General features: G+C 40.9%; 12 protein-coding genes. 3 read left to right on the plus strand and 9 right to left on the minus strand.

The window, feature by feature from the left end; all coding sequences use genetic code 11:
• Positions 1-67: 67 nt before the first annotated feature.
• Positions 68-1,138 carry an alkene reductase gene (locus AC570H_RS09875; protein ID WP_497354204.1) on the minus strand — a complete coding sequence of 357 codons (1,071 nt, stop codon included), beginning with the start codon at positions 1,136-1,138 and terminating at the stop codon, positions 68-70.
• A 137-nt stretch (positions 1,139-1,275) separates the two neighbouring features.
• On the opposite strand from AC570H_RS09875, the gene AC570H_RS09880 reads away from it, so the two are divergent.
• Positions 1,276-2,136: an AraC family transcriptional regulator gene (locus tag AC570H_RS09880; RefSeq protein WP_497354206.1), complete on the plus strand. Its 861-nt coding sequence runs from the start codon at positions 1,276-1,278 to the stop codon at positions 2,134-2,136.
• Positions 2,137-2,149: 13 nt separating this feature from the next.
• Here AC570H_RS09880 and AC570H_RS09885 read toward each other — a convergent pair whose 3' ends face one another.
• The 5 genes from AC570H_RS09885 to AC570H_RS09905 all read right to left on the minus strand — a co-directional run bounded on the left by AC570H_RS09885 (position 2,150) and on the right by AC570H_RS09905 (position 7,841).
• A complete protein-coding gene (locus tag AC570H_RS09885; protein WP_497354208.1) occupies positions 2,150-3,121 on the minus strand; it encodes a ligand-gated ion channel in 972 nt (323 codons plus the stop codon).
• Positions 3,122-3,610: 489 nt separating this feature from the next.
• Positions 3,611-4,234 (minus strand): hypothetical protein, encoded by a 624-nt coding sequence (locus AC570H_RS09890; RefSeq protein ID WP_497354210.1) that lies wholly within the window; start codon positions 4,232-4,234, stop codon positions 3,611-3,613.
• Positions 4,235-4,237: 3 nt separating this feature from the next.
• On the minus strand, positions 4,238-4,588 hold the full coding sequence (locus AC570H_RS09895; protein WP_497354212.1) for a glyoxalase superfamily protein: 351 nt from the start codon (positions 4,586-4,588) through the stop codon (positions 4,238-4,240).
• Positions 4,589-4,611: 23 nt separating this feature from the next.
• A complete protein-coding gene (locus AC570H_RS09900; RefSeq protein ID WP_497354214.1) occupies positions 4,612-7,170 on the minus strand; it encodes a TlpA family protein disulfide reductase in 2,559 nt (852 codons plus the stop codon).
• 92 nt (positions 7,171-7,262) lie between these two features.
• On the minus strand, positions 7,263-7,841 hold the full coding sequence (locus tag AC570H_RS09905) for a GNAT family N-acetyltransferase (protein WP_497354216.1): 579 nt from the start codon (positions 7,839-7,841) through the stop codon (positions 7,263-7,265).
• Between the two features lie 122 nt (positions 7,842-7,963).
• Between AC570H_RS09905 and AC570H_RS09910 the strand changes: the two genes are divergently transcribed.
• Positions 7,964-9,280, plus strand: a complete 1,317-nt coding sequence (locus AC570H_RS09910) for an MFS transporter (RefSeq protein ID WP_497354218.1) — start codon at positions 7,964-7,966, stop codon at positions 9,278-9,280.
• 68 nt (positions 9,281-9,348) lie between these two features.
• The gene (locus AC570H_RS09915; protein ID WP_497354220.1) at positions 9,349-9,681 is read left to right on the plus strand and encodes a YegP family protein; all 333 of its coding nucleotides are present in this window, start codon (positions 9,349-9,351) and stop codon (positions 9,679-9,681) included.
• 186 nt (positions 9,682-9,867) lie between these two features.
• Here AC570H_RS09915 and AC570H_RS09920 read toward each other — a convergent pair whose 3' ends face one another.
• The 3 genes from AC570H_RS09920 to AC570H_RS09930 form a co-directional block, all read right to left on the minus strand.
• Complete coding sequence (locus tag AC570H_RS09920) at positions 9,868-10,923, minus strand: patatin-like phospholipase family protein (protein ID WP_497354222.1); 1,056 nt, start codon at positions 10,921-10,923, stop codon at positions 9,868-9,870.
• Positions 10,924-11,033: 110 nt separating this feature from the next.
• Positions 11,034-11,807, minus strand: coding sequence for a DUF6090 family protein (locus AC570H_RS09925; RefSeq protein ID WP_497354224.1), 774 nt, complete (start codon positions 11,805-11,807; stop codon positions 11,034-11,036).
• 568 nt (positions 11,808-12,375) lie between these two features.
• The gene (locus AC570H_RS09930) at positions 12,376-15,168 is read right to left on the minus strand and encodes a TonB-dependent receptor domain-containing protein (protein WP_497354226.1); all 2,793 of its coding nucleotides are present in this window, start codon (positions 15,166-15,168) and stop codon (positions 12,376-12,378) included.
• Positions 15,169-15,196 lie beyond the last annotated feature (28 nt).

Raw genomic sequence — 15,196 nt, forward strand, 5'->3', positions numbered from 1 at the left:
TAAAAAAACACCAACAAGAGCTATCCTTTTTTGCTCATATTTTGCTGTTGCAAAACAGTGGTTCCCTTCAAAAAATTTGCGGATAATCGATATAGCCTACGTCTCCTCCATGGTAAAAAGTTTCCTCGTTCCATTTGGCCAATGGCGCCTTATGCGCAATACGCTCTACCAAATCGGGATTAGAGATATAAAGCTTACCAAAAGCAACTAAATCGGCCACTTCAGATTGCAGCATTTCTTCGGCACTGTCGATGTTAAAACCCCCAGCTACAATGATCGTGTTCTTAAAACGTTTACGCGCATCACGAAGATAAGTCAAAGGGATTGAGGGTTTCCCATCGCTTAACGCAATCGAAAAATGCACATAAAGTATATCGAGGCGCTGCAGTTCATCCATGATATACTGATGGGTCTGCTCCTCTTCGGCATAAGAATGCAAATCGTAGATATCCCGGAAAGGAGAAAGCCTGATCCCGGTTTTTTCTTTGCCTATGGCTCCAATAACGGAATTGACTACTTCAAACAAAAACCTGGTTCGGTTAGCAATGCTCAGGCCATAGGCATCGGTTCGGGTATTGCTATGTGGATTGATAAACTGATCGATCAAAAAACCATGGGCCGCATGGATTTCAACGCCATCAAAACCCGCAGCTATGGCATTAATGGCCGCTTCCTTAAAAACATTTACCCAAACAGGGATTTCTTCGAATGGAATTTCATTCGGCATGGCCATGAGCTGATAGCCTTCGGGTGTACGGATGCTTTCGTTTACGCTGATGGCAGAAGGGGCAATCAGCGCTTCGCCGTTTTGTATAGCCGGATGCCCCACACGACCCGAATGCACCAATTGCGCAATTATTTTGCCACCGCTCGCATGTACTTCGGCTACAATCTTTTTCCAGGCCTGCTTTTGTTCTTCGTTATAAATTCCAGGCGTATCCATATAAGCTCCGCCATTTGAGGCTACAGCCAAATTATCGGTAATGAGCAATCCGGCACTGGCGCGTTGCTTGTAATGGATGGCTGCAGATTCGCCTGGGATGCCTTTGCTGGCCCTGCGCCTGTTCATCGGCGCCATTACTACCCTGTTACGAAAAGTGAGGTGTTTAGCCAGGTGGGGAGTCAATATTTTTTTCATCGCTTATGTGTTCTTATAGCACAAAATTAAGGCTGCATGCCTGCTAAAAGATGTACAAGCAGAGGTTATTTATGTAAATTTGAGGGTAGGCAATCTGGCTTAAATAGTCCTGGCCTGCTCATTAAAAATACACTGATTTGAAACGCAAACATTTATATCAGCAGTTTGAACTGGATGTTTCTGAAATGGAACACTGGAACGAGCGTCCGCTGATCTACCAATTTTTCGAGCTTGTACAAATAATGGAAGGCGAAGGAAAGCGCATCGTGAACAATCATGAGTTTCCCTATAAAAAAGGCAACCTGTTTTTGTTTACGCCTTTAGACTGCCGTGGATTTGAAAGCAGTACGCCCACGCGTTTCTGTTCTATCCGTTTTTCGCCAGTATTTTTAGAGCAGTATAAAAGCCAGGAGGAAAAAGAAAACGTAATCGCACGGCTGAAGCAATTGGAAAGCATTTTCATCCAGCATAACAATGCCGAACAGGTGATGATTAAGCGCGACGAAGACTGTCAATTGATTTCTTCGCTCATTGCTCACATGATCAGCGAATACAGCGACAAGCAGTCGTATTACGATGAAAACCTGCAGCACCTGGTTACGCTTGTGCTAAACATCATATCGCGCAATGTATCCCGTAAGGAAATGACGGTTCCGAATACAAAATTTGCCGAACCACTGATCAATAAAATACTGGTCTATCTTCATCAGCAGATTTACTATCCTGAAAAGCTGCGCATCAAACACCTGGCAGATCAATTTAACCTATCGCCAAATTACGTAAGCGAATATTTTAAGAAACTAACCAATGATAGCCTACATTGCTATATTACACAATATAAAATGAACGTCATTTCGCAAAGGCTCACGTATAGCGAGTATTCGCTGGCACAGATTGCAGATGAATTTGGATTTACCGACGAAAGCCACCTGAGCAGGCAGTTCAAAAAACATGTAGGAATGGCACCTGCAGAATTCAGAAAGCAAAACAGGCACTAGAGCTTTTATAAAATTAATGCAGCACCCCTGCCCTAATGATCAAAAACGCGTTGAGCAATACATAAGCAGCCAGCAGCACAATGGCAAAACGGCGGTCTAAGCGATCGGCTTGCTCGTCTTTTCCTTTCTTGATCATTTGGAGCGAAATGGCCGTACAAATAATGACGATCAAAATAAACACGAGCGTAAGGCCGTGCAACATGTCTACCAAGGTAAAGGAGCTCGAATCAGGCAAAGAGCCATCTATGATGTACTTGTTGCCAATTACAGCAAACAAAGAACCCACGCTGAGCCCAAAACGCGAATCGATGCTATCGGCATGGATAAAGAAACACATAAAAGCAATAAAGAAAGCCACGTACATGCCCAAAAACATCTTGAGGAAAAGGCCCAAGGCATCTCTGCTGATGTTGATCTTTACCCTAAAATTGCTGTATTCGGTGTGTGCAGGCTTAATCGTTTCGTCGCCAAAGGCAGTCTCATATTGTTTGATGCCGTTCTTTAAGGTCAGGCTGTCAATGTCCCAACCCCTGAGCGTAAACCTCGGATCGAATTGCTTGCCCATTGTATCAGGCTGAAAAACGAGGGCTTCGCTGTCAAACTGCGAATTTTCTATGGAGAGGCGGAGCGCCTGTTTATCAAAGGGAAAATTGTTGATGGCCCAAGAATCTTTCATCACACATTGGATTTTCATGAGCAGGTACATGCGGTTATCGCTGCTGTCTATCGTCGAAAACGACTTGCTTACCGATTTGGCTTGTGGAATTTCGAGGTTGTTTACAAAATCGAAATCCTTGTTCTTGTATTTGAGCCAGAGCCAGAAATCTACGGTATATTCTTTGTCCTTAAAATTAATATCGTGTATACTGGTTACGTAGATACCTGTTTTTACGGTATCTGGCTTTGCTTTTTGGGCAAAAACCATCGAACAGCACAGCGAAAGCAACAACGTGCAAAGCGCCACAATCAAATTATTTCTTTTCAAGGCTTTTTTAATTTCTAGCTAAAAATAAGAGTTAACATGAAGAAAACTATACATCCGTTAAATTAAACTTCAACATAGCTGGATCTTTTTGCCACCGGTAGTCGGGCAAATCCAGCGCTATGGGTCGAGATGGCATATCTCGACCAACTCGAAGACGTGGACAAAACTTGGTTAACTAAACCTGATGGAAGCGGACACGCAGTAAAGCGGACAGCAGGATTGCATTGTCCATGAAATGCTGAACGAAGATTTTCAAAAGAAAAATACCGCTCTTGTTTAAAATTAGGTGGCTTAATTAGGATCTGGATTGCAAGTCCAGCGCTATTTGGATCGAGATGGCATATCTCGACCAACTCGAAGACGGCACAAGACTCAGTTAACTAAACCTGATGGAAGCGGACACGCAGTAAAGCGGACAGCAGGACTGCATTGGCCATGAAATGCTGAACGAAAATTTTCAAATAAAAAGACTAATCTTCTTATTTACAATCAGGAGTTTTGTTGCTTATAATCAGCAATAGAACGCACCACGCTATAAACCACTGCAGTATTCCAATCGGTCAGGTAATTATAGGTTCTATTGATTTTACTGGCATTATCGGTATCGTAAATGGCAAAATAGGTTTGGTAGTCTCTTGTAGCTACTCTCTCCCACGGGATTTGAAAGTTCTCTTCCTTGGTCAGTCCAGCTACCTTGATTTCCAAATATTGATTGTTTACCTTGATATTGGCTAAGAAAAACTCTTCTTCATTACTGAATTTCGCCAAGAGCCCATCAATAATATCGCCAACATAGAAGTGATAAAGCGCATTAAGCAACTTCGCGTAAAGTGCATGCTGCTCTTTTCTTTTAATGCCATAAAAGCTGTTAAAGCTAATTTTCATGACTTCATCATCATGGCTTCTCACAAACACCTGATAAACCCGGCCTACGGTAAATTCAAAACCTCTAATCCATTTAACTCCGTACCTATAATCTTTGATCGCCGATTTGTCAAACTGAACAGCTAGCCCTTTTTCATTGGTAAACCTAATGTAGCTTTCATTTATATTTAGCCTGCTCGTTCTCTTGCTAAAAACGCTATGCTTCACTTCAAAATCGAGTTCTTCCATTACCTACAAATGCGCCAGAATATTTATCAATTTGCCAAAGGGATCGCGCACAAAAAACCGGCGTACGCCCCAAGGTTCGTCTACAGGTCCGTATTCAATGTTGAATTGAGCGGTTTTCATGCGTTCAAAAGCTTCATCTACCTCATCAACTTCAATGGAAAGATCAGGAGTTGGGGTTCCAGAGCCGCCTTCTTGTGCAAAGCTCAGCTGTACCGACATTTTAGCTTCATTGCCATAAGTGGCAATCCAGCCATGGTCCATTAACAGTTCCAAGCCTAATATCTCCTGGTAAAAAATTTTAGCCTTTTCCAACTCCAATGTGTGGATGTTGGCAACGATGCGCTTTACTTTCATTCCACAAAATAACAAACAAAAACCTAGCTCTTCAATAAATCATCAACTGCTTTAATTAGGCTTTCTTTCTCGCTCGGTCTTGGGGCTTTCATGGTGCTTACTTGCCCGTTTTTATCAATTAACATATAAGTTGGAAAGCTGTTTATCGAAAGCCTTCTTTCTATCAATGATTGTTGCTCGGTTGGTAATCGGTAATGCACAGTATTTTCACTAGTCAAGTTATACTCTTTGATGATGTTCTTCCAAGGCTCTTCAGGCGAGTTATTGGCAAAATACATAAATACTACCTCTTTGCCTTTTAATGCAGCTTTAACATCTTTTACGTAAGGCATCTCGCCCCTGCAAGGACTGCACCAGGTTCCCCAAAAATCTACATAGATTACTTTCCCTTTGTAGGGTTTAATCAATTCGGCAAAAAGCGAGTCGGCATTTTTAGCTTCTTTTAAATGATCGGTTCGCTTAAGACTGGTTTCATAGGCTACGCCTGCCCTACCTAATGTTTTGTAGTATTGCTGTATTTTTGTGACTTCTGCTTTTATCGCGTCCGATTTGATCATTTTAAGACAAGGATTAAAAACAGAATCGGGCAAGGCAATATGATTATTGTCATAATATCTATAAAAAGCCTGGGCAATTACCGCCTTATTTAAATCGTTATTTGCCAAATGCTGTTGGGCCATGATATCGCTATGTAAAAATTTTAAATGCATCAGCTCTCCAGATTTCTTCTGAATTATTTCTTTGTTCTTATCAATTAGATCTATTATCATTTGATCCATCTCGGGTGTATAATCTTTTTGCAATTTTGCACGTGCTGCATTAGCCGAATCCGAATTGCCTTCAAGTTTGATTAACTCTATTTTGATGTTAAGTATTTCTTTTTCCTTATTATTGGCTACAATCGTTTTATCATTTATCAAATTGAACAATACCTCGTCAAAAGAAATCGAAATCCTTTTATTGTACTTATAAGCCAGGTAATCTGTAATAAAACGAAAAGTCTGGGAGGCCAAACTTACCGGTTTTGAAAACGTATTACGAAACAGCGAATCGTCTACATAGCTCATTATTTCGGCCGGTAACTGCTCATTTTCTTTTAGATTAAACTTCAATTGCATTAAAGCAGATAATGTTCGGTATTTATATGCTTCGGTAACGAAATAACTAAACCGCTCGCTCAGATTAGGATGGAGCATTTCGTAATTAGCCAGGTATCTTTGTCCGCTTTTAAAATTCCGCTTTTCTATATCCAGTTTCTCCAATAAGGTTTGGCTTTTTCGCGCATTGTAATCGTCCCAAGTTATACTAAAAGGTTTATTGAGGTTATAATTTAGAAGCTCGCTATGAAATTGGGCATTATCGCCCATGGCAATTCTTTGTTCAGTATTAAAATCATGAAAAAAGAAATAATGTTCGCCGGGCTCCAATACGTCAGCTATCATGCCTCTAGGCCAGTCTAAAGATACTTGGGAGGTATTGAGCAAAGGCACTTTTATAGTAAACAAATTATTGCTGTCTAACTCTGCGTAATAGTTTACCTGCTCATTTTTTATCGGGTCAATAACACCTACAGAAAAAGGCTTGACATCAGGTCTGTTTCTTAAATAGCCGGTAATAATTGCGGTATCTATTTTATCAAAATGGCTATCCTTAAATGGGGTTCTGTCTTTTGTTTTGTTTGGTTTAAGGCTCTTGGTTAACAGGTAGCAGGTTGTTGTGCCGTTTTGGTCAGCAATTTCGGCCAGGTTGTTTTGTTTAAGCTTAACATTAAGCGTTAGGTTTTTGCCTGCATTGCTTAAGTTGAGTTTATAGCCATCTCTTTGAGTGGTAATATTTTTGTAAGCCCAGGTTTTTCCTTGGTAAATGACAAAGTTCTCAAAAAAGCCGTATTGCCATTGGTTAGAATCCTCATTGATCCAATTGCCTAAGAATTTGTAAATGGCCTCATTTTTGGCCATTGGAGAAAATATGAGTTTAGTTTTGTTGCTAACTACTTTTAGGGTATTGCCTATATTGCGAACATATACCATTTTATAACGGTCTTTGTTCTTGATCAAAAAACGGTCTTCAATATCAAGATATCGGCCAGCCCATAAAATTGTCCATTCCATATTTTCGTACAGCATTTGGTTAGTCTTAGTTACCGTAAAAGTGCTGAACGCTGGCGAAGTGACTGCCCATTTATTAAAGTATAGAGCCGGGATTTTATTGGTTTCATATAGCTTAATATCAGGATCTGTAGCGCTCCAAGTACAATCCAATATAATTTTAGCTGTACTAAACCTTAAATTAGCCTTGCCATCTTTTAGATTACTGATGTTGAGTGTCAAGCTTTTTTTTGCTTCGTTAGAGAGCCAGAGTTCATAACCATGTGTAGCCTGTTTTAAACTATCTACGTTATAAATTTCGTAATCATACTCAACGTAATCTTTGCCAATAAAAGGGCCGTTCCAATTGCCATCTTTATTGTTTTTAAAGCTCCAGAAACCTTGCAGGCTTTTGGGAATATCTACTGTTGCGTGCGCAACCGATACAAAAAGAAAAAATAGCGCCACAAGTGCACAGGAAGATTTTTTTATCAAGGAAGTATGGTTTTTCGGTAAATGTGACCTAAAGATATTTATTAAACCATATAAATCAATAGGTTAGTTAAAAATAGCTTAAAGCATAAAATCTAATAGCACAGCATATAGATAGGATAACCCGCATCGATTTCTTTATATACTTTTAATCCAGATTTGGCATAAAAGGGAAGGTTTTTCTCAGTAGAGGTTTCCAGCAACAGCAACCTGCCCAAAGCTCTGCTCTCTGCCAATAGGCTGGTGAGCAGCTGTGTGCCCAGGCCTTGGCCCTGTCTGCTTGGATCTACTCCAATAAACCAGAGGTAATAAGCGGGTTTGTGGTTGGCAAGCTCCTGTTGAGCCAGCTTGATCTGTTTTTCTTTGGCCAGCACCTTGCCGACATTGCCCAATCCAATTACAAAAAAAGCCAATTTAAGGTCTCTAAAAAGCGAGCTGAAAGTGAATCTCTTGCGTTCTTTGAACAAGACCAAGGCACAGGCATCGCGTTCTTTAGAAAGCAGCACCTGACCAAATTCCATGCACTCTTCAAAAGCATATTGCATCAGCATTTGGATACGGCGCAGCCGCTTTCCATCTTGTTTGATGAGTTGATTTACGCTTTTGTTCTGATCAAAAGAAGTGCTTAGTAGCTCCACCACCCTTGCCTTATCCTGAAATGAAGCACTTACCATGATGCTAATATCGTTGATTTAAAAGAACTTCGTTGCCCCTATCCATTTTTTTACCAAATGCTTTTGGCCAATTTGGCCACTCGTAGGGTTGGCTTATCCATATAATCTAATATCTTAGCCAAATGAAAGTTCCTGTTGCTGCAAACCATGATCAGATTTCTGCCAAAAAGCTAAAGGCCATATTCGGCGGATCGATAGGGAATTTGGTAGAATGGTACGATTGGTATGCCTACACGGCATTTGCCATTTATTTTTCGGCTTCTTTTTTTCCAAAGGGCAATCCTACCGTACAGTTGCTCAATACTGCCGGAATTTTTGCCCTGGGCTTTCTAATGCGCCCCTTGGGCGGCTATATATTTGGGCGCATTGCCGACAGGGTGGGCAGAAAGCAATCGATGACTCTTTCGGTGCTGTTAATGTCGCTTGGATCGTTGCTGATTGCGCTGACGCCAACCTATAACACCATTGGCTTGTTTGCACCTATTTTGTTGCTCACGGCAAGGCTGATGCAGGGTTTGAGCGTTGGTGGCGAGTACGGCGTATCCGCTACCTACCTGAGCGAAATGGCCAGCCAGAACCGACGTGGCTTTTATTCGAGCTTTCAGTATGTAACCTTAATTGGCGGCCAGTTATTGGCTTTGGCTATCCAGTTGGCCTTGCAGAAACTCTTTTTAACCGAAGCCGAAATATCGGCCTGGGGCTGGCGTATTCCCTTTGTTTTTGGCGCCATCCTTTCGCTCGTAGCGCTTTACCTAAGGAAAAACCTCGAAGAAACCCAAGCTTTCGAACAACAGGCTAATTCAAAATCCAGTCAAAAAGGAACCATCAAAGAACTGCTCAAGCATCCTGTTGCGGTAATGAAAGTTATCGGACTAACCCTGGGTGGCACTTTGGCTTTTTATACCTATACTACCTACATGCAGAAGTTTTTGGTCAATACGGTGCACATGAGCAAAGAACAGTCTACGCTGATGTCTTTTGTAACGCTATTTATTTTTGCTTGCCTGCAGCCTGTATTCGGCGCCCTTTCTGATAAGATTGGCCGAAGGCCCCTACTCATCGGCTTTGGGGTGTTGGGCACCATTTGTACCGTGCCTCTGCTCAGCGAATTGAGCCAAACTACCTCACAATGGGAAGCGTTTTTTCTGTTAATGGCGGCCTTGATTATTGTAAGCGGCTATACCAGCATTAATGCCATTGTAAAGGCAGAACTCTTTCCCGCCGAGATCAGGGCCTTGGGTGTTGGCCTGCCCTATGCCCTAACCGTGGCCATTTTTGGCGGTACGGCTGAGTACATTGCCTTAAAGTTTAAAGATTGGAACCACGAATCTTACTACTATTGGTATATTACGGCCTGTATTTTTGTTTCCCTACTGGTATATGTTTCCATGAAAGACACCAAATCCAGCTCGGCTCTTGACCGCGACCAAACCAAATAATGCTTGCATTTTAGATCTTATATTTTTATTTTTAATTGGAAAACTTACCTTTTAAAAACTACTTAGCTATGGGAAAATTTGTAATCACAAGAAGAACAAACGGAGATTTTCAGTTTAATCTTAAAGCTGGCAATGGCGAAATCATTTTAAGCAGCCAAGGCTATTCGAGCAAGTCTTCTTGCAGCAATGGCATCGAATCAGTTAAGAAAAATGCCACTGACGACAATCGTTACGAAAAGAAAACCGCAACAAACGACAAGTATTATTTTGTGTTAAAGGCCGGAAATGGAGAAGTGATTGGCAGCAGCCAAATGTACGAAAGCAGTTCGGGCAGAGACAATGGCATCGAATCGGTTAAGAAAAATGCGCCAGACGCTACTGTCGACGACCAGACTTCTTAAATATTTTGTACTGATTAAATATACGAGCCTGCTATTAGCGGGCTTTTTTGTTACTTAAAGGCTTGCTACGCGCCGATAACTTGAAAACTTATCAAGAGAGATTGCTTTGTCACTAGCGTTCCTCGCAATGACGACTATTGGACTATAGACTATTGGACTATAGACTATGGACTATCGACTATTGACTTAATAACGGTGCTTTAAAAAATCCCAAGGCATTTTGCTGGCCGATTTTTTATCTTCTTCGATCAAGAAGCGTGCAATCTGGGTAAGCAGCAGATCGTTTTCGCTTACGGTTCGATCACCAAGGGCTACGAGTTTTTTAATGTTTGATGGGTTTGCGGCATCCAATCCTTCCTTAATGCTTTCTAGGCTTTCGGGTTCGATGCGGATGTAGTTCTTTTCCTTGCCTACCGAATGAAAAAGCTGCTCTAGAAAGAAATCGCTGGTTTCGGCTACGCCACTCATCATGATATCAATCAATGCGGGTACAATGGCCATCGCGCTGCTTTTCTTAAAATGGTCATAATCATACGACCTTCTCGAACGGCCTGTGCCTAATGAAAACAGGTGGATATCGTTTATTTTGGTCTGGTTATAGGCTTTGGTTACCTCAATCAGGCCACTCAATGCAGGATTGGTTGCAAAAACGCCTCCATCGAGCAAGGGATAGCGCACGTTGCCCAGCGAATAGATTTCGGCTACGCTAAAATAGGTTGGCGCTGCCGAAGTGGCCCTGCAAACGTCTTTGAGGTAAAAATCCCTGCTTGCACCTCTGGTAATTGCAGTTTGTTGCCTAAAGAAATGGGTTTTGCGCAATTCAATGTTATAGGCGCTGATGATGCAGGGCTTGATGAGCTGGCTCAATTTGGTTTCGCCAAAATACCGTTTTAAGATCCCTTCAAAAACCTGGCTGTTGTAACGTTCGCCGGCCAAACCCAAATGTGCTTTGATGCGTTTGAAAAAGCCCATCTTAAAAATCTCGTTGCCATGTTCCAGGTAAAGATCTAAGGCAGCTCTTGCCGAAAATTTTGGACGGGTAGGATGATCTTCTGATGGACAGAGCAACAAACAGGTAAGGATGCCTCCGGTACTCGTTCCGGCAAAAAAATCGAAGTAGTCTACAATGGCCGCTTCTGGATTTTTGCTTTCTTGTTTCAGCTTTTCTTCGAGGGCTACCAACAGCATGCCCGGAATAATGCCTCTTATACCACCACCATCAATAGAAAGGATCTTCTTCATAAGTTATATTTGGCCTAACGGTAAATATAGCCTACTTATTTTTTATTGTGAAGCACTTCTATTAATGAAAAGTCATTTATTAGGTAATTAATGCATTACATGCAAACGATTTAACTCTTCTTTGTATTTTTTGGAGCTGCATTTTTTGGTTTTGCCACCTCTGGCTTGATATCGTATTCCTTTTCAATGGCTTTGATGATTTTTTTGTTGCGCGCTATACAACGATCGTAACCATGAATAATTTCGTCAACGCCTAGGAGATTCTTGGCCCAATTTTGAGCTTCGTCTGTAGAAAGTATCACATTAAGGTTGTTTCCTGTACTTGTACGTTTAACATTTCTGATGCAATATTCTTTCAGCTTTTGCTTAAAATCGTTATATAAGTTGGTCTGCAAAATCAAAAACGGAAGATCTTCCTGATAAAGATCCATGATATCGCTTTGCAGTTTTTCATTTTCGATCAGGCCAATTTTTCCGGCCGATTTAAAACCTTCAAACCTTCCGTTATTAGGTACAAGAATAGTTGCATTATCTATTTTATATCGGTGCTTTTCAACGCTGTCTTTGTTCAACGTTTCATTAAATTTTAAACTGGCTACATAATCGAAAGCTTTCTTACTTCCTACAAAGGATTTGCGATCGTTTTCCATTTCAGAAATATCTTGTTGCAAATCGTTTCTTAGACCAATCAAAAACTCTTTCACTTCTTTTTGCTGATGCGAATGTTCGCTGCGCTCATGGAGCCAGATGGAGAGGGAAACGGCAAAAACAATGATCACGATCTCGATCAAAAATTCTCTTAATTTATGCCAAAAGCCGTGCTCTTTGCTGTTCCAGATCTTATATACTGTTTTGGTATGCTTAATTACCTCTTGCTCTGCCATAGAATTTAAAGTCGCTTGGTGCTAAAAATTTGATTTGGTCGAAGATAATAACAAAAAGCCAAAGCTAAAAGACAAGTGTTTAAACAATAGCTAATGATACAGAGCAATAGTTTTCCGTTTGTTATAGAAAAGCAAAACCGGTATTTCATTTGAAATACTGTTCCAAAAACAACAGTTTAATATTTTACAGGAATGATACAACTTGTTGGTGAAGAACACCAACAAGAGCGGGTTTAGGGAACAACGGTCTTTGCTCCTATTGTTGGTTGCATAAGCCCAGATTAAATAGCCCAGATTGTAGCGGCATCCTTTTTTGTTGTTCAGGCAAAAAAGATATAGCGGAAAGCTGGACTTCCTATAATCGTTGAAACAATGAGCGCTCCAAAAACAGCAGTTTAATACTCTACAGGAATGAATAATAGCTTGTTGGTGAAGAATACCAACAAGGGCCTAACAAGCAGTTCACAGTTATCAGTTAACAATTCTCCAATGCACAAATAAGCCAATGTACTAATGACTAATGAACTAATTATAACATGCGAAGTTATTAAACTTCGCATGTTATCCATTAACCCCCAGTACGTCTAATGATCTCTTGCGCCGCATTTTCTGTAGGCTTGTTCTTTTTGATCTTATTGTTACCAAAATTATACCTGATATTGAGCGAAATGCTACGAGCATCGAAGTAGTTTTTGTTAATGGTAGTGGCGTATTTCGAATTGATCACAAACCGGTCTGCAGAAGTTTTGAGGAGATCGGCCCCCGTAAGCGTAAATACAAATTGATCTACTGTTTTTCTAAAGCCAATGGTCAGGTTGCCTTTCGGCCTGCCCTTGCTGCCTTCGCCAATATCATATACCATTGAAGTTCTATAATTGAAATTAAGAAAGCCAGAAAATCCCGCTTTCGGTGCAATAGAAATGGCATTGTTCATTTTCAGGTTACCCGAAAAACCGCTGTTATCTATCACCTCATCGGCAGCGTTGCCTTTGTAATTGGAATAGTTGCCCGATACAGTTACCGATGATGTGATCGGTTTTACAATAGAAAAATTTGCAATAAAGGTCAGATCGGCAATATTTCCCTTGCCGTAATTGAGCCAAACCATCCTGATTACATTATCATTGTTATTAGCCAACAGAAACTGGGAGAAGTTATTGGTTAAGTGGGCATAGCTGAGCAAAAAGATATAAGCGCTTTTTAAGGTATAGCTAAACTCGTTCTTTAAAATATAGGACGACTGTAAAAAGGGGTTTCCTTCTATATATTGCGTAGGATTGTTGTACACCCTTAAATTGTTCAGTTGCCAAAAATCTGGACGTTCAATTCGTTTAGTAAGCGTGTAGGAGAAGTTATTTCCTGTGTTAGGCGTATAATTAATGGCCAATGTTGGGAACAGGTTCAGGTAATCCTTGTCAACGGCAACTTCATTTTTAATCAGCTCCTTGCCCTTAGTACTCGACTGTTCGAGCCTTAAACCCGCAGTAACGCTCCATTTCTTGCCCAAGTTAAAATCGGCACTGGCATATATCGCATTGATATGTTCTCGATACTCATAGCTTGCAGACCTCAAGTCGTCCTTTATAAATTCTCCGGAGGGGTTGGCTATAGCATAGTGAAGATTGTTATTGGTAGATGTGTTAAATGACCTAGCGCCCAACTTAAGTTTTGTACTTGCACCTATGGGCAATTTATAGTCGATGGCAAAGGTATAGTTCTTTATTTTTTGTGGCAACGTAGCAATTTCGTTGCGCCTCACCGCATTACTGCCATTTTCGGTGGCAAAAGTATGCTGGCTGGTGTTGTTGATGTATTCGAAATAATCGGCAGCAGCAATGATATTTTGGCCAAGTGTATCTAAATTGAACTGATAATTAAGCCCTGCATCCAAAGAATGGCCTTTGATCTTGCTATCGTTGGTAAATACAAATCCCGAATCCACCTTTTGCGTTATTTTATTCAAATAAAGACTATTGTTGATCCAATTTAAGGCTTGCTGGTTGGGGTTGTAATTGATATTGGCTGTAAGCACCTGTTTTGGACTAAAATTATATTCGACACCCAAATTGCCTCCGTAATAATTCCTGTATTCGTTCCTCACCAAATCGGTAGGATTCAAAAGCTGACTAGTATTAGCACCCTTAAAGTCGGTATCGTGCTTCTCTGTAATCAGTTTCCTGTCTCTGTTCAGGTAAGGCGTAATATTGATACCTAAATTCTTTTTACGGTAGTTAAATGCACCACTCACGATTTGTGAATTATAGTTTGCCTGTCTATCTGTAAATGCTAAAGAGCCTTGATAGCCATCGCTTTCGCGTTTTTTGAAAACAATGTTCAGGATGCCGGCATTGCCCGAGGCATCGAATTCGCTACCGGGCGAGGTAACGATTTCAATATCGCTCAGCGTAGTGCTTGGCAGGCTTTTCAGGTAATTGAACAGTGCCTGGCCAGTAAGGTTGGATTTACGTCCATTGATGTAGACCACAGCACCCTGTTTCGCCGCTATCGATAGCGATCCATTGTCATCAGCATTCACCAAAGGCACCTGTTTAAGCACATCCCAAACGGTATTGTTAATACTCAGGCTGCTGTTGGCTACATTAACCACAAAACGGTCTGATTTACGTTGAATTAAGGGTTTTGATGAAGAAATGGTGACTTCCTTTAAGTTGTTGATGCTTGGTTTGAGGTAAATCGGTTCTACATCTACTTTTTCGGCCGAATCAAGCAATTCTCTGGTGTAAACCTGGTAGCCCATTCCCGAAATGCGCATGATCATTGCCGAAACATAGGCGGTGGAAATATTGTAGGTTCCGGTAGTATCGGTATAGCCATGGCCAACCAATGCCGAATCGGCTTTGTTTAAAAGCTCAACCAGCACATACATAGCCGGATCTTTGGAGTTTTCTATAAAAACCTGACCTGACACTCTTCTTTCGGCTGCCTGATTGGCTTTTTTCTTTTCGATCAGGATACTTTCGTCTACCTGCCTAAAGGTAAAATCGCTTTGCTGAAAAATCTCGTGCAAGGTTTCTTCTACCGTTCTGCTTGCAGGTGGCAAACTCAAGATTGGCATCTCCTTGATATCGCTCTTTCTATAAAAAAACCTGAAAGGCGTTTGTTTTTCTATTCTTTTTAAAGCTGTATGTATCGATTCGTTGTTCAGACCCACAGTTACGGGCGTAGCCTTAATGTCTTGGCTTTTAAGCGTAATGCCGAAAAGCAGTTGCAGGCTGATGAACGAAAAAACAAATACTAATAAACTAATACGCATAAGTTGTATGATAAAAGGCGTAAAGAAATGTGGCGAACTTTGGCCACTACTTGCTAAAGCCTCCTGCTGCTTTGCAGAAAATTTCATATTTTTAAAAGTTTTAATGATTGTCAAA

Source organism: Pedobacter sp. B4419, assembly GCF_059693725.1.

Coding starts and splice junctions, on each gene's coding strand:
- AC570H_RS09875 (WP_497354204.1), bottom strand. CDS start 1,138: ATGAAAAAAATATTGACTCCCCACCTGGCTAAACACCTCACTTTTCGT.
- AC570H_RS09890 (WP_497354210.1), bottom strand. CDS start 4,234: ATGGAAGAACTCGATTTTGAAGTGAAGCATAGCGTTTTTAGCAAGAGA.
- AC570H_RS09895 (WP_497354212.1), bottom strand. CDS start 4,588: ATGAAAGTAAAGCGCATCGTTGCCAACATCCACACATTGGAGTTGGAA.
- AC570H_RS09905 (WP_497354216.1), bottom strand. CDS start 7,841: ATGGTAAGTGCTTCATTTCAGGATAAGGCAAGGGTGGTGGAGCTACTA.
- AC570H_RS09910 (WP_497354218.1), top strand. CDS start 7,964: ATGAAAGTTCCTGTTGCTGCAAACCATGATCAGATTTCTGCCAAAAAG.
- AC570H_RS09915 (WP_497354220.1), top strand. CDS start 9,349: ATGGGAAAATTTGTAATCACAAGAAGAACAAACGGAGATTTTCAGTTT.
- AC570H_RS09920 (WP_497354222.1), bottom strand. CDS start 10,923: ATGAAGAAGATCCTTTCTATTGATGGTGGTGGTATAAGAGGCATTATT.
- AC570H_RS09925 (WP_497354224.1), bottom strand. CDS start 11,807: ATGGCAGAGCAAGAGGTAATTAAGCATACCAAAACAGTATATAAGATC.
- AC570H_RS09930 (WP_497354226.1), bottom strand. CDS start 15,168: ATGAAATTTTCTGCAAAGCAGCAGGAGGCTTTAGCAAGTAGTGGCCAA.